The following is a 25,593-nucleotide window of genomic DNA, read 5'->3' on the forward strand; positions in this document are numbered from 1 at the left end:
GTTTGTTTGGAGGATGATTTAAATGAAAACAAAGTTAGTCACAATAACGGTTGCGCTGGCGGCCGGATTGGTGTTGGGCGGATTGGCGTTGCCTAGTAGTACCGCGGAAGCCAAGATTCACCATACCACGATGCCCAAGGCACTCAGAGGGACTTGGGTCCACCGAGAAAAGGATAATATTGGCGGTGATATATACAAGTATCGTACAACGATTAAGGCTACGAAATATGTTTACAACTATAAGTATGTGGTGAATGGAAAGACTATCACTAAGATCAGGTGGTCTGGTAAAAAGAAGTCGCCTTTCTACAATCACAGTGATTTGAATGTGAAGAAGCTGAAGAAGGGTCGTTGGCGGATTAGCTGGTACAAGATGAACAGTGATATGGCAAGGACTTACAAGCGGGTTAAGCATAACGGTAAACCAGCAATAGTCATGCTTGATCACTATTTAGATGGGCGACCGATGAAAATTTACTACTACAAGCAATAGAAAAATGACAAAGGGGTATTAGCGATGAAGATGAAATGGTTGGTTTCAATGATGGCAGTTACCGCTGGATTGGCGCTGGGTGGAAGTGTCGCTCCGGAGACCACGGCGCAAGCACGGATTCACTACACGACGATGCCAAAGTCGTTGAGAGGAACGTGGATAAGTGCTGACAACGAGGATCCCCAAATGAAGAATACGTTAAAGATTACCAAGTACGTTTACCACTATAAGTTTAATAATCATGGTAAGAAAGGAACTTTGGTAAAGTGGTCTGGAAAAAAGAAATCGGATTACTATAATCATAGTGACCTTAGCGTCAAAAAAGGAAAGAAAAAGGGCACTTGGCGCGTTGGCTGGTATGGCATGAATAGTATCTTTAATGAGACCATCAAGCGAGTGAAGTATCATGGCAAAACCGCACTGGTCTTTCTTGATCATTTTGGAGATGGCACACCGCAAAGGACTTACTTCTATAAGAAGTAACCATATCGACGTTGAATGGTGGTTGCTAGACCGAAATAGCAGATTACCGTATGGCAGTGCCAAGGCCAAACATTAGCGGGTTGGACGTTAAGTGAAAGCATATGCTTCGGTTGCGCGCGGACAACACGCCAGACGCTGGCATGTGGTATCGCGCACTGATGCCCAAAACAGCGAAATGATTATTCTGCCGACACACAAGACGGAGGAGCCAGCGGTGGTTTTGGCAACCCCGAAGTAGATTGGTTTGAGCGAAAAAATCTCGTGGCCATCGCTTTGAAGAAAGCGGCCGCGGGATTTTTTTCGGTTAAAAAAGGCCGGCCCGAGGTAATGTGAGCCAGTTACGGGACGTCCTAACAGTCTAATATTCTTGTCACCGCTCTTAAAACGGTTGGCGTTGGTTGGTGCGCAAACGCCGTTGCCCTCACGCGTAGTAGCAGGACACCGGCAGTTGGGCCAGGTGAACACCAATAGGGTAAAACGCTAAAAAGTCAGCATATGACGTTTACCACCACCCAACCTGATTAATTGAAAGATGCGGGCCGCTCATCTGAGAACAATCGCCGGTACCGTGGTAATCTAAGGATGTATCAAATACATAATCCGAGGAGCGGTTCAGATGAAGTTGAAACAAATCGCAACGATTTTACTGACAGTAGTTACGTTAGGACCAGTCATGACAGTGCCGGCTAATGCCAGTACTAAAGTATTGCCCAAGAAAATGCGGGGTACGTGGGTCATCAAGCCACAATACAATAGCCCACACCACGTCAAAAAGAATATGTGGTGTCCCAAGTTGAAAATGCATGTTTACAAGAAGTCCGCGACGTGGCAGATGAAGGGATATTTACCCGATAAAATGTACGATCACAAAACGCATAAGGTTCATGTGGTTAGTTACAGTCATGGGTCAGCACTCTTAGGCGGAGACACGCTTTTTACCAAGCGGAACTTTTTCTCGATTCGTGGCAAGACATTGGACTTGGGTTGGGAACATGGTGGCGATATGTTTTTGCATCGCGCTAAGTAATTTTCAAGGGACTGTGAGCGCACAGTCCTTTTTCTTTACGACAACTGACTACGCTTTTACTATAAGAATCCCCCACCCAAGGTGTAAACTTGACCTAGAGAGAAAAATCCAAGCACAGGGGGATTTTATATGGCAAAACAACTGATTTTATACTTTTCGAATACCGGACACACGCAGGCGGTCGCGCAGAAGATTGCGGCCGTGACCGGGGCCCAGCTGGTGGCGCTGCAGGCCGAACAGCCGTATACGGCAGCTGACCTGGACTGGCATGACGCGACGAGTCGGACGTCGCTGGAGACCAACGACAGCACGTCGCGTCCCGGCATCGTGGTGCCAGACAAGCGCTTGATTGCCCAGGCGGACACCATTTTTCTGGGCTCGCCGCTTTGGTGGGGCCAGGTGCCGCGCGTGATCAACACTCTGTTGGAGACCGGACTGTTTCGCTGCAAGGACGTTCGGCAGTTCTGCACCTCGGGGTCGACGCCCATCGCCAAATCCACGGCGACGCTGAAGACGGCTTATCCGGCCATCAATTGGGGGCCCAGCCGCCGCTTTACGACCGCGATTACCGGCCAAGAGGTGGAGGCCTGGCTCAAAGCCGGGAATCAGTAATTTCCCGCGTCATTCGTGGCGTTGCAGAATTAATTGTCGTATAATGGGTTTATTCTAAGAATTTAAGGAGAAAACTATGGCAGAATCCACACATTTTTATGAATTATTCCAACCATCACATTACAACGTGTTTCTCGATATCAATCGGGCAACCAAGCAAATTTCGGGGACGTCGACCATCACCGGTGACGCTAAGGAAACGGGGATTGCCATTCACCAAAAATACATGACGATCAGTGCCGTCACCGCTGACGGGCAGGCCGTGCCATTTACCTTTGACGACGAGACCGAAGCCATTCACATCGAACTGACCAAGACCGGTGAGACCACGCTGGCCATTGACTTCAGCGCACCGTTGACCGATAGCATGATGGGCATTTACCCGTCTTACTACGAACTGAACGGCGAAAAGAAGCAGTTAATCGGGACCCAATTTGAAACGACCGCCGCGCGGCAAGCCTTCCCGTGTGTCGATGAACCTGAGGCCAAGGCCACGTTTGACCTGGCCATCAAATTCGACGAACAGCCGGGCGAGACCATCATTAGCAACATGCCCGAGGTGAAGACGGAAAATGGCGTCCACTACTTCGATACCACGGTGCGGATGTCCTCTTACCTGATTGCCTTTGCCTTTGGCGACCTGCAAAGCAAGCTGACCACGACCAAGAGTGGCGTGCAGGTCGGCGTGTTTGCCACCAAGGCTCACCAGGCCAAGGAACTCGACTTTGCCTTAGACATTGCCAAGCGTTCGATTGAATTTTATGAAGACTTTTATCAAACGCCATACCCGCTGCCACATTCTTGGCAACTGGCCTTACCGGACTTTTCTGCCGGGGCCATGGAAAACTGGGGGCTGGTCACTTACCGGGAAGCCTACTTACTGTTAGATCCCGACAACACCGCCTTTGAAACCAAGCAACGTGTGGCCACGGTCATTGCCCACGAACTGGCTCACCAATGGTTCGGTGACCTGGTCACCATGAAGTGGTGGGACGACCTCTGGTTGAACGAAAGCTTCGCCAACATGATGGAATACGTGGCCATCGACGCCATCGAACCGGATTGGCACATCTGGGAAGCCTTCCAGACGGGCGAAGCTCCCATGGCGCTCCAACGGGATGCCACGGATGGCGTGCAATCCGTCCACGTGCAAGTGGAAGACCCGGCTGAAATTGATGCGCTCTTTGACAGTGCCATCGTCTACGCCAAGGGTGCCCGGATGTTAGTCATGGTCCGGGCCTTGATCGGCGACGACGCCTTACGGGCGGGGCTGAAGAACTATTTCGCCACCCACCACTATGGCAACGCCACCGGGGCCGACCTGTGGGCCGCCCTCGGTGCCGCTTCTGGCATGGACGTCGGGGCCATCATGACGTCTTGGCTGGAACAACCGGGCTACCCCGTGGTTTCGGCTCAAGTCGTGGACGGCAAATTGACCATTCACCAACAACAATTCTTTATTGGGGATGGCAAGGATGCCGGCCGGCAATGGCAAGTGCCGTTGAACAGTAACTACGACGCCGCACCGGCCATTTTCGCGGATACTGACGCCACGTTAGGCGACTACGCTGAGCTGCGCCAGGCTAGCGGCGAACCGTTCCGTCTGAACGTCGGCAACAACTCGCATTTCATCGTGAAATACGACGATACCCTGCTGCAAGACATCTTGGCGCACTTAGATGACCTCGACGCCATCGCCCAATTACAGTTGCTCCAAGACCTGCGGCTGTTAGCGGAAGGCCAACAAATTTCCTACGCGGACATCGTGCCGTTGTTACCACGGTTTGCGGCCAGCCATTCGGCCATCGTCAACGACGTGCTTTACGGCGTCGCGGCCAACCTGAAGAAATTCGTCAAGGAAGGCTCCGCCGAAGAACAACAATTGCGCGCCTTGTTTGGCCAATTAAGTGGCGACCAAATCGCCCGGTTGGGCTGGTTACCGCGGGCTGGGGAAAGCAACGACGACCAGTTGACCCGGCCAACGATCTTAAGCGCCGCCCTGTATGCCAAGGATGACGCGACTTTGCAAGCGGCACACGACATCTTCACGGCCAACCAGGACAACTTAGCTGGTTTACCGGCGGCGGTGCGGGTCTACATTTTGGCCAACGAAGTCGAAAACTTCGGGTCCGCTGCGCTGTTTGACCAATTGCTAAATGACTACCGCAAGTCCAGCGATGCCAGCTACAAGGCTGACATTGCCGCGGCATTGCCAACCACGCCAGATAGTGACCTGGTGGCCAAGCTGATTGGAGTCTTCGAGGATGCTGATACCATCAAGCCCCAAGACTTACGGGCTTGGTACCGCGGTGTGCTGGCACACAAGGGGCAACAAGCCGCTTGGGACTGGATCCGCAACGACTGGCAATGGCTCGAGGACACGGTCGGTGGCGATATGGAATTCACCACGTACATCACCGTGACGACCGGAGTCTTCCACACGCCAGAACGGTTGGCTGAGTTCAAGGCCTTCTTTGAACCGAAGATCAACACGCCGGGCTTAACCCGGGAAATCAACATGGACACCAAGGTCATTGCGACCCGCGTGGCCCTGGTCGAAGCCGAAAAGGACGCTGTCAACGCGGCAGTGGCCCAAACGGTGAAGGACTAAATCACTTCGCATAAGTCTATTGAGAGCTTGGAATAATTTCTGAGCTCTCTTTTTGTACTGTAAAATCGTTGCAATGGTAGACTAGTAGCGGCTTAAAACGATTTTGCTATACAACGATGGGGTGAAGCGGGTATACTGACTAGACCAGAGGCGATAGTTCATACTAGCGAAAAATGGCCCATCAGGAGAGATCCTCCCAATGGGCCATTGACTAAGCAAACGATTAGTCGTTTAAGTTGTAGCGTAACTTCATGTGTTCGGAACCAAAGGTCACCATGTCGCCCAGTAACTTGGTTTGACGCGTGAAGGATTCGTTGGATAATTTTTCGTTGGCATCCTTCAAGATCTTCACGTCGGCACCGTTTTCGATTGCGGCATCGGTGTCGTTTTGAATCTTGCGGTAAGCGCCCATGGCTTCCAGAGCGAAGGTGTTGCGGAAGTCGACGTACAGGTCGTAGTCCGTGTCACCCAGCAGTGCCGTGGTGCAGCTCAACCAGTACATGTGGTTCAAGTTGAAGGTACCGTCCGCATCCTTGTAAGCGGCTGGCGTGTCGTCCACGTTGGCGTAGAATGGTACGACCGTGTTGAAGGTGTTGGCGCCAAAGGCTAACCAGTGAATGCCGGCGATGCTGTCAGGAACGTTGTTACGGATTTGCAAGATGTGCACATCGTGGTTCCGGTTGATACCGATTGGCCGGAACTTGGTCTTGTCAGCTTCGGAGCCGTCACCGTAAACGTCGTACTTGGTGTTCTCAAAGTGTGAGCTCAAGACGTATTTCACGTCTTCGATGGTAATCTTGCGGTTAGCATGGCAAATGAATGGCAGGTCTTGATCTTGAGGGTCGTGTTCTACGTCTGGAGTGAAGTACTTTTGACCGAACCAAGCCCGGGGGTTGTTGTAGACCGTGTCCTTATCGGTGGCACTCCCGAAGATGTGGCGCAGGTTGACGCCTTCAAAGTCGGGGTTCAGGTTGTATTTGGCAATCAGGTCCTCGAGGTCGTCTGAAGCCAGCGTGTCATCGGCGTTGAAATCAAAGTCGTCGATGTTCATCCGGTTGGGCGCGACAACGTAGGCGTCGTCGGGGATCCGCTTGGCTGCCCAGTGGTGACCGCCGATGGTTTCTAACCACCAAATTTCGTTGTTGTCAGAAAAGGCGATCCCGTTAGGTTCGTAAGTCCCGTATTGGGCGAGCAAACTGCCTAGGCGTTGGACCCCTTCCTTGGCGCTGTGGATGTAAGGCAGCACCAAGGTAACTAGGTCTTCTTCACCCAAGCCGCCAGCCACGTAGGGGTCAATGCCCATGACGCGCGAATTGGTCGTGATGGTTTCGGTCGCAGACATGGCGACGTTGTCACTGTTGATCCCCGCAGCCGGCCAGATCCCGTTGGTTAAGATTGAATTGGGGATGGACGTGTAGCGTAGGGGATTGTCCGGCAACTCGACCTTGACGCCACTGATGACGGATTGATAATGCCGTGGTTGGTCAGCCGGATTGATGACGACAAACTTTTCAGGGTCGAGGGCTTCGTGACCATCGTCGTTCCGCGAAATAATCGTGGAGCCATCGATGGAGGCCTTTTTCCCCACTAAAATAGTGGTACATGAACCTTTAATGCGTTTTTCCATAAGTACAGCAACTCCTTTTAACCCGTATTATATCATTGCCGGCTAGGAGAAGAGAAGTAGTTCAGCAAGAAGTGGTGATTTCGGGCAAAACGCCGGCACGTTTCGGCTATGTGGCGGATATAGACGTGCTCCTCGGCTCAAAGCGAGGCGGCGAGACCGTCCCTTGGCTCGGCCCGTTCGCCCCAGCGTTTCAACCCATGTTGGGCGAATGGTAGGCGGCCGGTTCGCATTGTGAGGCTGAAAACGACTATTTTTGACGCCATTAGTTACTTATTTTTGACCTGATCTTGGAGCGTTTCCACTAGCTGGCGGAGTTCTTGATTTTGCTGCTCGATGTTTTCCAGATGTTGTTCTAGCCGGTGGTAGTCGGTGGCGGATTCGCGATTGGCGAAGTAGGTGGTGATGGTACTGGTCAGTGCGCCGATGAAGCCGATGCCGACCAGCATCAACACCGTGGCCGCCACCTTGCCGACGACCGTGTGCGGGGCCACGTCGCCGTAACCCACGGTCGTGGTCGTCGCAATCGCCCACCACAGCGCCTCGCCCCAGGAGACGTGTTCGGCGTAGGCGTAGAGGGTGGCCGCCAGAATCAAGATGGCCATGCACGCCCAGAGCAAATAGATGAAGCCGTTGGTCTTAAGAAATCGCTTGAGCACGTGCCGCAATTTGCCCAGAAAGCCCACTAGCCGCACGAATCGAAAGAGCTGCGTCAGGCGGAAAAGTTGGGTGAGCCGGGCCAGCCGAAAGAAGTTGAAGAGGCTGCTGAGGGGGATGATGGCCAGCAAGTCGAAGATATTTTGCCGAAAAAAGCGGCGTTTGTCAGGCGCGCGTCCCAGTCGAATCAGGTAGTCGAGAGTGAAGAAAAGCAGGATGCCTTGGTCGTAAAAGAGCCATGGCCGGTGGGTCAGGTCGATCAGCCGCGAAAAGTCCAAAATCGTCAGGACAATGGAAGTCAGGGCCAGCCCCACGACGCTGATAGTATAAAATTTGTGTAGGCGAGACATCGTTGCACCCCCAGTCAATCACCAGTCTTTAACACTAGTATGCCAGGTTGCGGCGGTAAGTGAGTGGCAAAGGCGTCGGTATTGGCGGTGGCTGAATTAACGGCGGATACATAGATGGCTGACGATGCTGATCGTACTGGTCGCCTTACCGTTCGCTAGGGATGCGTTGGAACGCTGAGGACGCCGGTCCAAGCCAAAGAGCGGTCTTGGACCTCAACTTTGAGCCGGTAGCCCACGTCTCAAAGTTGCCAGTTTCCTAAGCGCCATGAACCGCGCCGCTAAGGGAACTCCCACAGCTGAACGCATCTCTAGCGAACTCTCGGCTACGGTGGTGATTGTCAACCACTCTTGCTTAGACGAATACTAGCGATAACGTCTTCTGTGGTGTTAGTTAGGCAGTGCACAGCTGCCTGAACTGGTCAATCTTGTCGGAGGCAGGTAGGGGTGGAGCCAGCTGTGTCGACGGTGTTGGCTGAGGTTTTGTCTCAGCCTACAGCGTGGGGCGACTTTGAAGACTTGCGGGGTTGGCAAGGCTTCAAAGCGAACTGGAAGCCCGCTCCTCAGGCTGGAGGTGTCCCCCATAGCAAGCGGAACCCCTGGCTGACGTAGGCAGCTGGTTTAGCCAAGAACGGTAAGGCGACCAGCACCAACCGTGTGGTCAGACCAACGAAAAAAGGCCCGGACCAGCGTCCAAGCCTTGAAGTGAATTTTGATTTAGTCAGCAGGCGTATCGGCCGCTTGCGGTGCCAGCATGGCGGGTAATAGTGCGTCGATGATGCCTTGCGTGGGGGTGGGAAAGGCCATGATCAGTCGACTCAGTGCCGTGCCGGTCAGCTGTTGGTCGATGATCAGTGTCAAGACGTTGATCAGGTCAGGCGCATCCAAGCCATAAATGGCCGCACCCACCAATTGGTTATGGGTATTGAGCACAGCCGTCAGTTCGGCCGTCGTTTCGTTTTGGTATTCGAACGCGAGCAATTGGCCGAACGGAATGGTTTGGGTGTGGTAGTCGCTGGGGTGAGCGGCCGCCTGGTCCGTGGTTACGCCGACCTGGGCTAAGCGGGGCAGGGCGAACAGCACGCTCGGGATGGCCGGGTAGCTGATGGGCGCTGTGTCACCGAGGATTTGGCCAGCGATGTAGTTGGATTCAAAGGTGGCCGTCGGGGTCAATTTAGGTTGGAGCTTGGCCACCACGTCGCCACTGGCGTAGATGTTAGCGCCGTTGGCTCGTAAATGGTCGTCGACCACGATACCGAAGTGGTTGGTGTGGATGCCGGCATTTTCCAGGCCCAGGTGGGTCACGTTGGCTTCGCGACCGGTGGCGTCGACCACGTAATTGGTGTCAACGCAAAGGCCGCTGGTCGTGGTGACCTGGTAGCCGTCCGTGGTCACATCCACGGCCAGGGCGGTCTCGCCGAAGTAGAAGGTGGCGCCGTCGTTTTCCATTTGGGTGATCAATTTACCGACATGTTGGGCGTCAAAGCCGCGCGCGGCCCGGTCGCCGTGTTCCAGAATCGTGACCTGGCTGCCCAGTGCCATGACTAATGAAGCAAACTCCAGCGTGATGATGCCGGCGCCGATGAAGGTGATGTGCTGCGGCAGTTCGGGCAGGTCCAAGAACTCACGGCTGTCGTGGAGAAATTCCTTGCCGACGATACCTAAGCGTTTGGACCGTTGGCCGGTGCCTAAGACAATGTTAGTCGCTTGAATGACCTGCTTGCCCACCTGAATCAAATGGTCGCCCATCAAAATGGCGCTACCTTGAATGACGTCGATGCCCAGTTGGTCGAACATGCCGGCCATTTGGGTCGGTAACGGATCGATGACCTGGTGCTTGTAGGCCATGAATTGTTGCCAATCCACGTGGGCCGTGGTGTCGACGCCGACCGTGCTGTAACGGCGTAAGCGGGCCAGCAGTTCGGCCGGGCCGTCCAACAGGATCTTGGCGTCACAGCCGTAGTTGGTGCAGGTGCCACCGAGCAGGTCCTTTTCGATGATAACGACGGACTTGCCGGCTTGTTTCAAAGTGACAGCGGCGTGCCAGTTGGCGTGACCACTCCCGATAAAAGCAACATCATATTCTTGAGTCATATAAGTTAGAGAACCTCTTTCTAAAATTAAGTCGTGAACGATTGGTTTAACGAACGCAAAATGACTAGGGTAACAAACGTTGGAGTTGGGTGATGAGCTGTTGGTTGAGCTGCAGGGCCGTTTGATAGTCGTGCCGATTGAACGGTTGGCGCGCCACGTAGGCTTTCACGGCCGTAAAAATCTCAGGCTTTTGTTGCAGGGCCCGGGGGGCCAGGCAAATGATCAACTGCCGCCGGTCACTCAGGAGCGCTTCACGCGTCAACCACCCGTTGAGTTCCATGCGTTTCAGCAAAGGCGTCAGGGTGTTGCTCCCAAAGTCCAACCGATCACCCAACTCATGCAGGGGCAATCGATCATTTTCCCACAGAACTAGCAAAACGAGGTACTGGGGATACGTGAGCGAAAACGGCTGAAGTGCTTGCTGATACAGTTTGATCAACAAGCGGCTGGCGTGGTAAGTTGAGAAGCAAAGTTGATTTGCCAAGGTTAAGTCGTCTTCTGTCAAAATGTCATGCCTCCAATTGAATTGTGTACGATGGAATTTACTATAGTCGAATTTATCCCACCTGTCAACTATATTCGGGCGAGATTGTGAAAATTAATTATCACGTTGTTCGGTTGTAACCGAACCCGAATGCCAGTAGAATAGACTTATTGAGATTTTTAAATTGGCTCAAAAAATGATTAAAAAATTTTTTCGAGTGGGGGAGTAATCCCCGAAATAACTCGGATTTTTGCCACTTCGGGGTGGCGGTGACACGTGCTTACCGGCGTGGTAAATGGCAAGCAAGTGTGGCGGTATGCTGACCAAGGTCGGCACACGAACAACCCGAAAAAAGTTAGTGAAAAAATGACTAAGGAGCGACTCGATGGATCTGACGGCAGCGCAACACGTTTTAAAACAGGTCTTTGGCTATGATGCATTTCGACCAGGGCAACAGGCAGTAATCGAACACGTCTTGGCCGGGGAGAACAGTCTGGCCATCATGCCCACGGGTGGCGGTAAGTCCCTGTGTTACCAAATCCCCGCGATGCTCTTTGACGGCATTACGGTGGTCGTGTCGCCTCTGATTTCCTTAATGAAGGATCAGGTCGACGCGTTAAACGATAGTGGGATTCCCGCGACCTTCATCAATAGTTCGCTGGAATGGCCGGACATTCAAGAACGGCTGGCCGCCCTGCACAACGGTGAATATAAATTACTCTATATTGCGCCTGAGCGGTTGGATTCGGCTGCCTTTATCCAGTCCTTGGCAAGCCTGCCCATCGACTTGCTGGCGGTCGACGAGGCCCACTGTATTTCGCAATGGGGCCACGACTTTCGGCCCAGCTACCTGGCGTTGAGTACCGCCATTGAGCAGTTGCCGACGCACCCCCAGGTGTTGGCGTTGACGGCGACGGCCACTGAACAGGTGGCGACCGATATTCGCCAACAGCTGCGAATCGACGCGGCCAACGAGGTCAATACCGGCTTTGCGCGCGACAATTTGAACTTAACGGTGGTCAAGGATCAGGATACTGACCGCTACATTTTGGATTACCTCAAGGTCAATGCGGGTGAGGCGGGCATCATTTACGCCAGTACCCGCAAGGAAGTCGACCGGGTCACCAAATTGCTGCAGCGCCACCACATCGACGTGGCGCCGTACCACGCGGGATTGGCGGAAGAGGTGCGGCGGCAAAATCAAGAAGATTTCTTATATGATCGGGTCCAGGTCATGGTGGCGACCAACGCGTTTGGGATGGGCATCGACAAGAGCAACGTGCGCTTCGTGATCCACGCCCAAGTGCCCGGTACACTGGAAGCATACTACCAAGAAGCCGGTCGGGCGGGGCGGGACGGCCTACCTAGTGAGGCCATTTTGCTTTACCGCGCGTCTGACTTGCAAATTCAGCGGTTCTTTATCGACCAATCGGAAATGGATGAGGAACACCGCCAGCGCGCCTACCGGAAATTGCAGGTCATGAACCGCTACGCCAATACGCAGGGGTGCCTGCAGCAATTTATCCTCCATTACTTTGGGGAGGAGTCGGCGCCGTGTGGCCGTTGTAGCAACTGCCTGGATGACCGTGAAGCTCAAGACGTGACCACCGATGCGCAGAAAATTTTGTCTTGCGTGATTCGCTTGCGGTCGCGGTACGGCAAGGCCGTGGTCGCCCAAGTGCTGACGGGCGCGCACAACCAACGTGTCTTGGAACAACATCTCGACGACGTGGCGACCTACGGCATCATGCGTGGCCAGCGCCAAAAGGCCGTGGGTGAGCTGATCGATTTCTTGACGGCGGCTGGTTACCTGGCGAGCGTGGGCGGCCAATACCCCACGCTCAAGGTCACGGCGGCTGGCGGGTCAGTCCTGAAGGGCGAGACCCAGGTCTTCCGCAAGATGGCCCGCCAAGTGAAACGCCTGGCCCCCGAAGACGACGAACTCTTCGAACAGCTGCGCGCATTGCGGCGTAGCCTGGCCGAAGCTATCGGCAAGCCGCCGTTCGTTATTTTCTCGGACAGAACCCTGCACGCCATTTGTGAGGCCCTCCCCGTTGATGATCAAGCTTTCCTTGACGTGAAGGGCGTCGGCCAGAGCAAATTGGACAAGTACGGCGAAGACTTCATGGCCATTATTCGGGAGTTTGTGGCGAATAAGGGGCAGGATGCGGACGAGTCGGCGAGTTAATAGCTATAAAACAAAAGGGCTTCAACGCCTAACCGCTCAGTGCGGTAGGACGTTGAAGCCCTTTTATTCAGAATTGCTTACTTAACCTTGATCCGGAACATATTCCAGGACAAGGGTTGTAACGTGGTCTTGAGAACATTGTCGTCCAATGTGACCTGTTTGTTGGGTTGAATTGCCATTTGTTGATCTTCGTTGGTCTGCTTGATGTCGTAGCCATAGAATTGTGTGGCTTCGATGATGCTATCAGCCTGTAAATCGCGTAGATCAGTGGTGAAGTCCATGGCATCTTCGCCTTTGTTTTCGGCAAAGACCACGACTTCAGAGGCATCTTGGTTGTAAACGGCCAGGCTGTCGAGGTAAGGTACATCCTTGAAGTCCTTGCTGTCGTAAGTGTCAGCCGTCTGCTTTGGTGTCAGCGCAATGCCCCGACCGTACTTGGAGACCTGCATGAACGGGAAGAAGATGGATTGTAGCCAGATACCTTGATCATCGGTCATGATTGGCGCGATGACGTTGACCAATTGTGCCAAGCAGGCAATCTTAACACGGTCGGCGTGCTTGAGCAGGGTGATCAGCATGGTCCCAACCATCAAGGCGTCTTCAAAGTTGTAGTGGTCTTCCAGCAAGTGGGGGGCGTTTTGCCATGGGGCGGTTTCGTCGTCTTGCTGATTAGAGTGGTACCAGACATTCCATTCGTCTAGCGCAAGATTGATGGTCTTTTCACTGTGTTTACGTGCTTTAACAGCGTCACAGACCGCAACAATACCACTAATAAATTCATCAAAATCAATGGACTTTGCTAAGAAATTGTGAAGGTCATTTTCCTTATTATCGTAGTAACGGTGAAGAGAGAGATAATCGACATCATCATAAGTATGGTCGAGAACGGTTTCTTCCCAGCTACCGAATGTTGCCATTTCACGGGTTGAGCTACCACTAACAACTAAATCGATATCGGGATCGACTAGACGCATGACTTTAGCAGTTTCATGGGCTAAACGACCATACTCTTCAGCAGTTTTGTGACCAATTTGCCAGTCGCCGTCCATTTCGTTGCCCAGGCACCAGGTTTTGATATTGAATGGCTTTTCGGCGCCGTTCTTTTTCCGCAGGTCACTCCAGTAAGTGCCGCCGGGAAAGTTGCAGTATTCAATTAAGTTGCGAGCGGCATCAATGCCTCGGCTACCTAAATTGACTGCCATATCGGGACGAGTACCCGTCTGATCAGCCCATTTCATAAATTCATGCAGGCCAAATTGGTTGGTCTCAATGCTGCGCCAAGCCAAGTCTAGACGAGTTGGACGGTCTTCCTTTGGGCCGACGCTATCTTCCCAGTTGAAGCCGGAAACGAAATTACCACCAGGGTAGCGAATCAAATCAATATTTAAGTCCTTGACGGCTTTGACAACATCCTGACGGAAGCCATTTTTATCTGACTTAGGATTACCAGGATTGTAAAGGCCGTCATAGACAGCACGGCCTAAATGTTCAATTAGAGCACTATAAACACGGTCATCAATTTTAGAAATTTGATTATCGAGATCAACAGTTAAGTTTCCTTGCATGAAATAACCTCCTGATTGTATGTAAGTTGCTAACACTAATATTATTCGTAATTATATGGCACTGGCTTGCCGAAGTTTGGCGTTCCGTCATCATTCCAAGTGAATGGTTGAACCATGGTGTGACGGTTTGGATCGTACAATGGGTCACCCTTGATGTCGGTGTAGTTCCGGCAGTGGTAAACTAATATATCGGTCTTGTCATCTTCGGCGACGGTGAATGAGTTGTGACCGGGACCGTATTGGTGAATTGGCATGTTGCTTTGGAAGACAGGGGTCTTGGACTTGGACCAGTTAGAAGCATCCAAGAGATCGGCGTCTTCTGGTACGGTCAACATTCCCATGGCGTAGTTTTCGTCGGTAGCGCTTGCAGAATAGGTCAAGAAGAAACGACCGTTGCGGTGAAGCACTGCGGGACCTTCGTTGACCCAGAAGATCTTGGTTTCCCAATCGTATTCCGGCTTCGTTAACATCACTGGCTTGGTCTTCAACGTCCATGGATTTTCCATTTCAGCGATGTAGATGTTGGAATTACCCTTGATGGCAGGATCTTTTTGGGCCCAGACGTAGTACAACTTGTTTTGGGCTTCGAAGACCGTAGCATCTAAGGCGAAGGTATCCAGTGGTGTTTCGATTTGACCATGTTCGATCCAGTCGGCTTCGTCGCGCATTGGGTCTGGGTTGTCACATTCGATGCAGTACATCCGGTGTTGGAACATGCCGTTGTGATCGAATTCCTTGGTGTGAGAAGCAGCGAAGTAGATGAACCATTTGCCGTCGATGTAGTGTAATTCAGGAGCCCAAATCAATTGGCTCATGGCACCGCTACCATCTGGGTGTTTACGCCAGATAGTCCGGGGTGCGGCGTTGGCTAAACCGTTCAAAGTTTTGGCCCGGCGAATTTCGATTAAGTTGTAAGCTGGAACAGAAGCAGTGAAGTAGTAGTAACCATCCGTGTGCTTGTAAATGTATGGGTCGGCCCGTTGGACAATCAATGGGTTGACGTAATCTTGTGCTTGTACCATAGGATCGATATGCTCCTTTTTAATATTTGTAAGTACCTTAAGAAAATACATTTCAAATAAGTGCTAATAAATACGTACAATTGAAATATACAACCGTATGAAAACGCTGTCAACCCTTTTGAGGGTCCCTAGTATATTTCTAGAAGTGATGTAAAAAGTTTGTCTGATCAAAAGCCATTCGAGTAGAATCCTAGATAGACCGGCAAGTTAGAAATCCGGCACGATACATCCTAATAAATTTTAAAAATATTGAATTTATCAATGTTTTTGTGCAGGTTTGACAAAGTTCATATCAGTTTTTGGTCACTATTTGCTTTAAATGAATGCGCTTTCACAATATACTAAATACAGATAAACTTGAAAGGAATGTTATACATAATGGCAGAAGTTAACCTAGAGCATATCTACAAGCAATATGATGGGGCAGAAAATTATTCTGTTACTGATTTTAATTTGGATGTTAAAGATAAAGAATTTATGGTTTTCGTTGGACCATCTGGTTGTGGGAAGTCGACGACCTTGCGAATGATTGCCGGTTTGGAAGATATTACTAAGGGTAAGCTGGTCATCAATGGTAAAGTTGCTAATAATCTGGCACCAAAAGACCGGGATATTGCTATGGTCTTCCAAAACTACGCTTTGTATCCTCATATGACCGTGTACGGAAACATGGCCTTCGGGTTAAAGATTCAAAAGAAAGCAAAGGAAGATATTGATAAGCGCGTTAAACATGCTGCGGATATCTTAGGCTTGACGGAATACTTGGACCGTAAGCCAGCTGCGCTTTCTGGTGGTCAACGTCAACGTGTTGCGTTAGGTCGAGCTATTGTCCGTGATGCACCCGTATTTTTGATGGATGAACCTTTGTCAAACTTGGATGCTAAGTTACGGATTTCAATGCGGGCACAAATCGCTAAGCTGCATCAGGATCTTGGGACGACTACGATTTATGTCACTCATGATCAAACGGAAGCAATGACTATGGCAGATCGGATTGTTGTTATGCGTGATGGGAAAGTTCAACAAGTTGGTACACCATCCGAAGTATACGACAAGCCTGTAAATGCGTTTGTTGCTGGATTCATTGGTGCTCCAGCCATGAACTTCTTTAACGTCACGTTGCATGATGGTATCGTGACTGATGAAAAGGATGAATTACATCTTCGTGTTCCAGAAGGTCGTCTGAAGAATTTGGTTAAGCATGGTTACAATGGGAAAAAGTTAATTTTAGGTGTTCGTCCCGAAGATATCCATACAGAAAATGCGTTCTTGGAGGCATTCCCTGAAAATGAGGTTGATGCTGAAATTATCGTTTCTGAATTATTAGGAGCTGACTCACAACTTTACAGTAAGGTTGGGAATACTGAATTTGTTTCTAAAGTAAATGCACGTGACTTTGAAAAGCCAGGTGCTAGCGTCAAGATGGGCTTTGATTTGAACAAGGCACATTACTTCGATCCTGAGACTGAAGTTTCTGTAGATTACATGGAATAGATAATAAGGTTAACTAAAAATAGGACTCCTTAGCGGGAGTCCTATTTTTAGTCATTGAAAGGTCAACAAGTAACAAAAGAGTAAGTCGTCCATATTTCTTAGATTAAACCCAGTTGTCTCTTGAAATTTCTTAATGCGGTATTGGAGTGTATTTCGGTGTAGAAACATTTTTTTAGCTGTGATACTGATATTTCCACCATTTTGATAAAGGATGGTGACCGTCTTTTTAGCATCAGGCATGTTGAAAAGTTCCGAATGACTCTTTAGAATAAGTGGATCCTGGCTCAGTTGCTTCTCGAAGTAATACTTTAAGATGCTATTTGAGATGGAGAAGATGCGTTCACTGGTGTTTTGCTGTAACTGGAACTTGAATAGTTTCCGTTCATGAGAAAATAGTTGCTCAATGGTGTCATCGTTTTGCCAGTACTGACCAATATATAACTTGGATGTGCAGTAGAAATCACTGTCTAGAGCCTGGCTAACACCCAAAAAATTTTCGTTATCATACATTTTGTCCTTTAAGGCTTCAATAACAATGGCCTCGTGGTTGTTAACCAGAAAGGTATCGACGAAAGGTTGCTTAAACATAGTCCTAAATGCACGTAACCAGTTATTAACAGGCATTGTGCTGTCATGACTAATTAAATTGATTTGGATAATTCGGACTCTTGATTCTGTTGCTTGTTTTTGAGAGCATTTCTCGCCTAAAAATAGCCGTCTGAACCAAGTATGATCATTTGCAGAATTCACGTTCTGCAGAGGCGTTTCATCAATTATGAGATTTAAAAGGGCTCTTTCTCGAGAAGAAAGGCTTTTCCGAGGGAGAGTTAACCATTTTGAGTCAATGGGAAAACTTAAGGAATTTTCGTCAGATGTAGGTGTATCTTTAAGCTCGGCATTCGGGAAAATACTGAGCAACTTATTAATTTCCATGCTATGCTTATTCCCCTTAGTATGATGATCCATTTATTTTAAGTACAATTAAATATTAACGCAAAGGGTTCTTGCAAAACTAGTCGGAATGACAAATTTTGCAAGAACCCATTTGGTGTCTTACGGTGTGGTAGATCACTTATTCGTGTTTACCTGTAGAGTAACAACGCTCATTGGTGGAATTTGAGCCTTCAACTGGTGGGGTTGGAAACTCGTCGTGGAGAATTCTTCTGATTTGACTTCGTCTGGATGCTCGAAGTCATTGTGATCATCCATTCGTAATCCACGAAGCACGGTACCACTCACAGATTTAATCGCTGTATCTACGTCTACGGTGATGTCGTCGGGAGCACTTAATCCAAAATTACACAGTGAAATGAAATAGCCATCAGCGTTTTTGGAGACTGAAGCACTGGTTGTATCTGAAAGGTTATCAAAAGTGTCCATGGCGATTGCCTCTTGGTGTTTGGTAAACATTTTGAACACATAGTAGGTTGGCGTTTTAACCAACTTAGTACCATTCGTGAGTAACATAGCTTGTAGAACATTTACCATTTGGGCAATATTTGCCATTTGTACGCGGTCAACATGTTTTTGGAAAATGTGTAACGTGATTGCCGCAATCATTGCATCACGAATCGTATTTTGTTGATATAGAAAGGCAGGATTCGTATCTTTTTCGGCACGTAACCAAGAACCCCACTCGTCGACGATTAAGCCAATCCGTTTTTGAGGATCATACTTATCCATGATGGTACTGTGCTTGGTAATAAGTTCATCCATCTTTTGAGCACTCTTAATTAATGAGAACCATTCACTTTCAGGGAAGTCCAGCGCAGGGCGCTTATCCTCCCAAGCAGAGGCTAGTGCATAATGGTGAAGGCTAATACCGTCCATATATGGTGCAGCATTCTTCATCAGGACATCCATCCAGTGATAGTCATCCACGTTAGGACCAGAAGCAATCTTATAGATAGGCGTATCAGCGTCGTAGGAGTTAATGAAGGTCTGATACTGGCGGTAGAGATCAGCGTAGTATTCGGGGCGCATATTACCGCCACCTCCCCAGCTTTCATTACCTACACCAAAGAATTTAACTTGCCAAGGATCCTTGTGCCCATTAGCAGTACGTAAGTCAGCCATTGGAGACGTGCCATTAAAAGTCATGTATTCAACCCACTCCGACATCTCCTGAACAGTTCCACTGCCAAGATTACCGTTGATATAGGCATCCGCACCAAGTTGCTTTAGGAGTTCAAAGTATTCGTGAGTTCCAAAATGATTATTTTCAACGACACTTCCCCAACTAGTGTTTACGATTCTTTTTCGCGTACTGGCAGGTCCAATGCCATCTGTCCAGTGATAGGTATCAGCAAAACATCCACCAGGCCAACGAAGGACAGGGACGTTAATTGCACGTAAAGCACTGACCACATCGTTGCGAATGCCATTTGTATTGGGAATATCAGAGTCTGGACCCACCCAAAGGCCATCGTAAATCCCGTGACCGAGGTGTTCAGAAAATTGACCGTAAATGTATTTGCTGATTTTGCCGCGTTCTCTTTGCGAATCGATTGAAATATAAGACAAACTATTACCTCCATGAAAAAATATAGAAGAAACATGAATGTGTCTCGGCGAAATGTTTTTTGTTCGGATAACATTATTTACTTGAACAATACATCTGAACAAATATTACCCTATAAAACGCTTTCAATCAAGCGGCAATGTTATCTGAAATATTTAAGTCTAGGTAGTACGATTGAGCGTGCCTAAGAGGTGGGGGATCGGCTAAGCCTAGCTGGTGACGCAGTTGGGATTAATAATGCATGCGGAGCAATTGCTAATGATTGTATCAAAAAAGCATTAAACAAGAATAGAGCCAGTTGATTTTTTTAAGATTGAGAATTTTATAGTACAATGTGAGTCGCTTTTAGTCATAATGAAGAATATGTCTTCTTTCTTACGAAAGAAAAGAGATGATATTCAGATGATAAATTAAAGAAAAAAAGGGAAAAAATCAAAATTGTTCCGTATAACTATTGTAATCGCTTACAATTTATGCTAAATTTGTACGTGGATAAGGCAAGGGAGTTAGATAGAGAATTAGGAATATGAAAGTATTGCTAGTTGTTCTAAACCCAGGAGTTGCTGGGGCTAACTTATTGCTGAATCGTTTGTTCATTGAACAGACTAGTGAGGATAATTGCAGTTAATCTATTGAACGTTAATGCGCAGGCGATCACTGGATTAGGTGTGATGACTATCATACCTTGTGATTTTATTCTCAATGAGTTGACTAGTGTTCAATGGCTGTATAGATGAAAGGGGGTCCTTCAATCGAGTATAGCAGTTCAAAAGTTCTAATATGGTAGTGGCATTGCGTAAAGTACGGTCATTATTCTAAGTACATAATAAAGAGTTGGAGTATCTCATATCATTTAGGGGTTAGTAGATACTTGGATTCGAGAGCGAAACCACTATCATTAAGTACGGTATTGGAATTAACTACTAATCATAGAGGTGTAAATCATGAAACATGGCTTAATTAAAAAGCTTGGTGTTGTCGCTGCGATTGCTGCAGCCGGACTTAGTTTAGCTGCATGTGGGAGTAACAGTAAGTCGAGTAGTAGTTCTTCAGGGAAGACAACGACTATTACTTTCTGGAATGGGTTCACATCAACCGATGGTGACGTCCTAAAGCAGATTGTTAAAGATTATAACAAGACAAATAAGGATCACGTTAAGGTTAAGATGGACATCATGACTTGGGATAACTTCAATCAGAAGTTACCAACGGCCATCACAGCTAAAAAGGCACCTGACTTTGTCGCTATGAATTATGGTGACATGGCTTCCTACGTTTCTAACGGAACAATGAAGGAAATGGGTGACTTCTACAACCAAAGTGGCGTTGACAAGTCAAACTTCCAGTCAACTGCACGGAACTTAGGGGTTATCAATGGTAAGACTTACTTCATTCCTATGCAAGTGCAAGGTATGTATCTCTACTGGAACAAGAAACTCTTCAAGAAGGCCGGTTTGAATCCTAACAACCCACCTAAGACTTGGGCAGAATTAGCAACTGATGCTAAGAAGATTTCTAAGTTAGGGAACAACACCCAAGGGTTTGCAATGCCTAAGGATGGTAGCGCTATCATGTACAACTTGTTACAGGATAACGGTGCTAAGTTAATGAACAGTAGCGAAAAGAAGTCTGCTTTGAATTCTGCAGCTACTAAGAAGAGTTTTGATTACCTGCAACAATTAATCAACAAAGATGGCGTTGGTCCTAAGAACATTTCTGGTGCCGAAGCTGATAACTTAATGCTTGCCGGTTCTCTTGGGATTTACATCAACGGTCCTTGGTTAAACTCTGGTTTGAAGAAGAACAAGATTGATTATGGTATCAATACCTTGGTTCAAGCTAAGCAAGGAGACCAGAAGGCTATCTTGGATGGTGTTGGGTTTGGTATTCCAACCAGCACTAGCGATGACAAGACTAAAGCTATTTACTCATTCGTCAAGTACTGGAACACGACTAAGATTGGTAAGAAGTGGAGCCTTGAAAACAAGTGTGCACCATACCTGAAGTCTGTCGCAGCTAACAAGGATATCAAGGCTGATAAACTTGTCTCTACGATGTACAAGCAAATTGGGTATGCTAAGCCATACTACCCAGGTAACAAGAACATGAGTAACATCACGACTAACGTGATTAACCCATCTATTGAAAAAGTTTTAGCTGGGAACAATACTACGAGTGTGATGAAGTCTGCATCTAAGCAAATTGATAGTACATTAAGTGGTAATTAGTTTGTAAGCTAGTTAATGTGAATCATAAAAAAACAGATGTTAATTTCAATCTCGGTTGGAATTAGCATCTGTTTTATAAAGGAGTCGAGTTAAATGGAAGAGATCGATACATCAGTTAACAAAAAACGTTCGTTCTTCCGATTCTGGAATCAACCGAAGCATGCTGCCTACTTATTTATGGCACCATCTATTATCATCCTGCTATTCTTCATGGTGATTCCTTTGGTCGGGACCCTGGGTCTCAGTTTCTTTGACATTAATATTTTCTTCACGGGAACAAAGTTTGTTGGTTTGGATAATTTTATTCAATTCTTCCATGATCAACGGGCGATTAACTCTATGTGGCATACGGTATACTTCACGCTTCTGGAAACACCTACACAGGTTATTGTGGGGACTATTGCTGCCGCTGCACTGTCACGGACAACCTTATTCAATCGCTTTTCTCGGTCCGTATTTTATGTGCCAGTTATCTGCTCTTTGACAACTAGTGGGATCATCTTCTCAATGTTGCTCGATCCTAACATTGGTTGGATTCCTTATGTGTTACACCAATTTGGCATGAGCACACCTCAATTCTTCCGTGACGCCTCGTTGGCAATGCCTTCAATCGCTGTCATGACGGTTTGGAAGAACTTCGGTGTTACGATGACGATCATGTTGACAGCCATCCAAGCAATTTCGCCTAGTCTGTATGAATCAGCTGAAATGGATGGGGCCAATAAGAAGCAACAATTCTTCCATGTTACGATTCCACAAATCATTCCTTCATTAGGTTTTTGTGTGATGACTAACTTGATTGGGTCAATGCAAGTCTTTGACCAAATCTATGTAACTACTGCTGGTGGACCAGAGTTTAAGACTGAATCAGCTGTTCAGTACATTTATAGTCGAGGATTTTCTGCGCCATATCAATTGGGTTATGCGTCATCTGTTGCAACTATTTTATTTGTGATTATCGCGGTTCTTTCTATTTCCGCTAACTTGTACATGAGTCATAAGGAAAAGCAAATGCGGTAAACCCCAATTTGACTAAAAAGTCCTTTATGGTAGGCGACTTTAAATTTATTTGGTCCGTAGAGGACGCGAAAGGAATGAATCTGTATGGAAGCACGAACAGCTAGTACGACTGAGCTGGTTGACTCTGGTAAGAAGAGTAACTACCATCGGAGTCGGTTAATCAAGTCAATCATTTTCAAAATTGTTATGTCATTGTTGATTTTAATTGTTGTCTTTCCGTTCTTATGGTTACTGTTATCCTCATTCAAATATGAAAAGGATATTATTACCTATCCACCGCACATCTTTGCTGGAAAGTATACGTTCCAAAACTACATCAAAGTTTGGGATACTATCCCTCTGTTAGGGTATGTCAAGAACACCGTTGTCTTTGCTGGGGCAACTATGATTATTTCCCTGGTCTTAGACTCAATGACGGGGTATGCATTAGCACGAATGGAATTCAAAGGTAAGACGATGTTTTACTACTTCGTCATGGTTACTATGATGATTCCATTCATGGTTTACATGATTCCTCTGTTTATCGAAATGAACAAGATGAACTTGTTGGATACCTATACTGGGTTGATTATTCCGCGGGCAACGACCGCATTTGGGATTTTCATGATGCGTTCTAATTTCGTTGGGTTACCACGAGATCTAGACGAGGCTGCTCGACTTGATGGATTGAATGAGTGGCGGATCTTCACCAAGATTATGCTACCATTGTCCAAGCCAACTTTGATGGCACTAGCGGTCTTCACTTTGACTAACAACTGGAACGACTTGCTGTATCCATTGATTTTGACGACGACTTCCAGCATGCGGACGTTACCAGCCGGGTTAGCACTCTTTACGGGTCAACATATTTCATTCTATGGTCCTGTTATGGCTGGTGCCGTTATTTCTATGTTGCCATTATTCATCATTTACATCTTCGCTCAAAAGTACTTTGTTCAAGGTTCAGCAATGTCTGGTATGAAGGAATAGTTTCAATATAGATAAGGAGGAAAGCTACGCATGTCACGGATTTTTAACAGCCGGCTATATTTGGGCTTGATACCGCTGACAAATTATCTGATTCTTGGGGTATTTGCAACGATGGGGTTTGCGACGGTTTTCTTTGCCTATCCAATCATTAGTGCATGTATTACCACTGCAATTCGGATCTATGGTCAGGGTAATGAAACGATTTTGAGAAAGTTTTTTGAAGAATTGAAACGTCACTTTTGGACAAAATTGGGAATTGGGTTGGTCACTTCAACAATGGCCATTCTATTCTATTATGTCTACATGAAGGCGTTTACGCGGGTAATTGTGCCAATTCGTGTAAGTCTGGTCATCTCATTATTTCTGTTTGTTTCAGCGTTGTTTTACATGGTACTTGAGGAATATTCGATGAGAGATGAATTTCATTTTAGTCGATTCTTTCAGAATGCGATGATTGATATCGTAATTGAATTACCGATGACCTTAGCATTTGCGGCAATCATGTTCATTATGATTTTATGTGCGATGGTTTTCCCAGTCACTATTTTCTTCAGCTTAACTTTTTTGAACTTTATCTTCGCCTCTTTCTATCATAAGAGGTTAAATACAAAACTTTCGAGGTTTTAGTCTATATGGCAAAATTAAATTTGTACAATGAACAACGATTTGATGTTCGTCCGCGTATGTTTGGCTCTTTCCTAGAGCATATGGGAACAGTCATCTATACTGGAATTTATGAACCGGGACATCCTTCAGCAACTCCTGAGGGATTTCGCGGGGATGTACTGCAATTAGTGCGTGACCTTGGCGTGAAAACCTTACGTTATCCCGGCGGAAACTACACGTCCAGCTATCACTGGGAAGATACAATTGGTGATAAGACGACGCGGCCTAAGCGAATGAATATCGCTTGGCAATCGTTAGAAACGAATCAGTTTGGTTTGGATGAATTCTTCCAATGGATTCAACAAGCGAAGGTGGATAACCCGATTTTAACGGTCAATTTAGGTACTCGCGGTATTGATGATGCTCTTCACGAATTAGAATACGTGAATGGCAAATATGATACCGATTGGGCTAACTTGAGACGGCAGAATGGACATGCAGCTCCCTACGGTGTTAAGTATTGGTGCCTAGGTAATGAATTGGACGGTCCTTGGCAGGTGGCAAGCAAGACGCCAGAAGAATATGGCCTACTTGCAAACGAGACTGCCAAGGCGATGAAACTGATGGACCCAGATATTGAAACCATTCTGGTTGGAAGTTCAACGCCCCGGCTTGATACGTATCCTTCATGGGATTTCAAAGTTTTGATGGCTGCGTATGACAATGTTGATTACATCGCGATGCATGATTATATCGATCGTGATCAATCTGAAAACTTAGACCAAGAGTCTTTGCGTGCGTCTGACGACCTACCAACGTATTTGGCGCGGTCGCTTGAGTTCGACAAGCAGATTGAAGAGGTTGAAACAATTGCTGATGCGGTGAAGGCACTGAAACATAGTGATAAGACTATGAAGATTTCGTTTGACGAATGGAATGTTCATCATTTCTCGCAAAAGAAATCACAGCCTTGGAGTGAGCACAACCCTGTGGATTGGTGCTACTTCAATTTGGCCGATACGTTACTGTTTGGTTCAATGGCGTTGGCAATTCTTAGACACGGTGATCGGGTCAAACTTTCGTGTCAAGCCTTATTGGTTAATACGATTCCATTGATTTTGACCGATGAAGGTGGTAACGCCTGGGCTAATCCGACTTATTATGTTTTGCAATCGATCTTGCGTAACTTATCAGGGACGTCGAGTGTCGTGAAAACAGCAATGGTGGATGGCAAGCGTTATTCAACAGAGCGGTATCAAAATGTTTCAAGCGTGGATCAAGTTGTGATGGATACGGGTTCTGCGTTTGTTGTATTTGCGGTAAATCGAGAAAACGAGAGTCAAACTTTCTCAATTGATTTTCCAAACGTAATAAAAGATGGTCATATGGAACACATCGTAGGTAAATTAGAGGATATGAACACACGTGAGCATCCCGAGACACTAACGCTTCAATCGTGTGAGACTACTATCAATAGTGGCAGTAGCTCACAAAATGTTACATTATCGGGATATTCATGGAATGTCGTAACCTTTAATTACTAGACGG

20 protein-coding genes are annotated in these 25,593 nt (G+C 47.6%); 12 read left to right on the top strand and 8 right to left on the bottom strand.

The genetic code is table 11. The features are described from left to right. Positions 1–22 precede the first annotated feature (22 nt). The 5 genes from LKH74_RS07800 to LKH74_RS07820 all read left to right on the top strand — a co-directional run bounded on the left by LKH74_RS07800 (position 23) and on the right by LKH74_RS07820 (position 5,226). The gene (locus LKH74_RS07800) at positions 23–493 is read left to right on the top strand and encodes a hypothetical protein (protein WP_287708167.1); all 471 of its coding nucleotides are present in this window, start codon (positions 23–25) and stop codon (positions 491–493) included. Positions 494–517: 24 nt separating this feature from the next. Beyond that, entirely contained in the window at positions 518–976 is a 459-nt protein-coding gene (locus tag LKH74_RS07805) for a hypothetical protein (protein ID WP_287708168.1), read from the top strand. Positions 977–1,592: 616 nt separating this feature from the next. Beyond that, positions 1,593–2,003 (top strand): hypothetical protein, encoded by a 411-nt coding sequence (locus LKH74_RS07810; protein WP_287708169.1) that lies wholly within the window; start codon positions 1,593–1,595, stop codon positions 2,001–2,003. 129 nt (positions 2,004–2,132) lie between these two features. Next, positions 2,133–2,615, top strand: coding sequence for a flavodoxin (locus LKH74_RS07815; protein ID WP_287708170.1), 483 nt, complete (start codon positions 2,133–2,135; stop codon positions 2,613–2,615). 76 nt (positions 2,616–2,691) lie between these two features. Beyond that, entirely contained in the window at positions 2,692–5,226 is a 2,535-nt protein-coding gene (locus LKH74_RS07820; protein WP_287708172.1) for a M1 family metallopeptidase, read from the top strand. 223 nt (positions 5,227–5,449) lie between these two features. Here LKH74_RS07820 and LKH74_RS07825 read toward each other — a convergent pair whose 3' ends face one another. The 4 genes from LKH74_RS07825 to LKH74_RS07840 all read right to left on the bottom strand — a co-directional run bounded on the left by LKH74_RS07825 (position 5,450) and on the right by LKH74_RS07840 (position 10,453). Beyond that, positions 5,450–6,853, bottom strand: coding sequence for a C69 family dipeptidase (locus LKH74_RS07825; protein ID WP_135367584.1), 1,404 nt, complete (start codon positions 6,851–6,853; stop codon positions 5,450–5,452). Positions 6,854–7,119: 266 nt separating this feature from the next. Further along, positions 7,120–7,857 carry an ion channel gene (locus tag LKH74_RS07830; protein WP_287708173.1) on the bottom strand — a complete coding sequence of 246 codons (738 nt, stop codon included), beginning with the start codon at positions 7,855–7,857 and terminating at the stop codon, positions 7,120–7,122. Between the two features lie 714 nt (positions 7,858–8,571). Continuing rightward, positions 8,572–9,948, bottom strand: coding sequence for a dihydrolipoyl dehydrogenase family protein (locus LKH74_RS07835; protein WP_287708174.1), 1,377 nt, complete (start codon positions 9,946–9,948; stop codon positions 8,572–8,574). 64 nt (positions 9,949–10,012) lie between these two features. Beyond that, a complete protein-coding gene (locus LKH74_RS07840; protein WP_287708175.1) occupies positions 10,013–10,453 on the bottom strand; it encodes a MarR family winged helix-turn-helix transcriptional regulator in 441 nt (146 codons plus the stop codon). Between the two features lie 364 nt (positions 10,454–10,817). On the opposite strand from LKH74_RS07840, the gene recQ reads away from it, so the two are divergent. Further along, complete coding sequence (recQ, locus tag LKH74_RS07845; protein ID WP_287708177.1) at positions 10,818–12,620, top strand: DNA helicase RecQ; 1,803 nt, start codon at positions 10,818–10,820, stop codon at positions 12,618–12,620. Between the two features lie 77 nt (positions 12,621–12,697). Here the strand turns inward: recQ and arfA are convergent, their stop codons facing one another. Then, entirely contained in the window at positions 12,698–14,185 is a 1,488-nt protein-coding gene (gene arfA / locus LKH74_RS07850) for an arabinosylfuranosidase ArfA (RefSeq protein ID WP_135367579.1), read from the bottom strand. Between the two features lie 41 nt (positions 14,186–14,226). Further along, complete coding sequence (locus tag LKH74_RS07855; protein WP_287708178.1) at positions 14,227–15,207, bottom strand: glycoside hydrolase family 43 protein; 981 nt, start codon at positions 15,205–15,207, stop codon at positions 14,227–14,229. Between the two features lie 378 nt (positions 15,208–15,585). On the opposite strand from LKH74_RS07855, the gene LKH74_RS07860 reads away from it, so the two are divergent. Further along, positions 15,586–16,701 (top strand): ABC transporter ATP-binding protein, encoded by a 1,116-nt coding sequence (locus LKH74_RS07860; RefSeq protein WP_135367577.1) that lies wholly within the window; start codon positions 15,586–15,588, stop codon positions 16,699–16,701. 51 nt (positions 16,702–16,752) lie between these two features. Here the strand turns inward: LKH74_RS07860 and LKH74_RS07865 are convergent, their stop codons facing one another. Together LKH74_RS07865 and LKH74_RS07870 are read right to left on the bottom strand one after the other, a co-directional pair. Then, positions 16,753–17,634 (bottom strand): PucR family transcriptional regulator, encoded by an 882-nt coding sequence (locus tag LKH74_RS07865; RefSeq protein WP_167850140.1) that lies wholly within the window; start codon positions 17,632–17,634, stop codon positions 16,753–16,755. A gap of 135 nt (positions 17,635–17,769) precedes the next feature. Beyond that, the gene (locus LKH74_RS07870; protein ID WP_287708179.1) at positions 17,770–19,224 is read right to left on the bottom strand and encodes an alpha-N-arabinofuranosidase; all 1,455 of its coding nucleotides are present in this window, start codon (positions 19,222–19,224) and stop codon (positions 17,770–17,772) included. 942 nt (positions 19,225–20,166) lie between these two features. On the opposite strand from LKH74_RS07870, the gene LKH74_RS07875 reads away from it, so the two are divergent. The 5 genes from LKH74_RS07875 (at position 20,167) to LKH74_RS07895 (ending at position 25,589) form a co-directional block, all read left to right on the top strand. Then, a complete protein-coding gene (locus LKH74_RS07875; protein WP_135367574.1) occupies positions 20,167–21,450 on the top strand; it encodes an ABC transporter substrate-binding protein in 1,284 nt (427 codons plus the stop codon). A gap of 93 nt (positions 21,451–21,543) precedes the next feature. Next, positions 21,544–22,470, top strand: a complete 927-nt coding sequence (locus LKH74_RS07880) for a carbohydrate ABC transporter permease (protein ID WP_135367573.1) — start codon at positions 21,544–21,546, stop codon at positions 22,468–22,470. A gap of 84 nt (positions 22,471–22,554) precedes the next feature. Continuing rightward, on the top strand, positions 22,555–23,439 hold the full coding sequence (locus LKH74_RS07885; protein WP_135367572.1) for a carbohydrate ABC transporter permease: 885 nt from the start codon (positions 22,555–22,557) through the stop codon (positions 23,437–23,439). 30 nt (positions 23,440–23,469) lie between these two features. Continuing rightward, positions 23,470–24,066, top strand: a complete 597-nt coding sequence (locus LKH74_RS07890) for a hypothetical protein (RefSeq protein WP_287708181.1) — start codon at positions 23,470–23,472, stop codon at positions 24,064–24,066. 5 nt (positions 24,067–24,071) lie between these two features. After that, positions 24,072–25,589, top strand: coding sequence for an alpha-L-arabinofuranosidase C-terminal domain-containing protein (locus tag LKH74_RS07895; RefSeq protein ID WP_135367570.1), 1,518 nt, complete (start codon positions 24,072–24,074; stop codon positions 25,587–25,589). Positions 25,590–25,593 lie beyond the last annotated feature (4 nt).

Origin of the sequence: Levilactobacillus sp., assembly GCF_022646225.1 — a bacterium.
In the GTDB taxonomy this organism is placed as follows: Bacteria; Bacillota; Bacilli; order Lactobacillales; family Lactobacillaceae; genus Levilactobacillus; species Levilactobacillus suantsaiihabitans.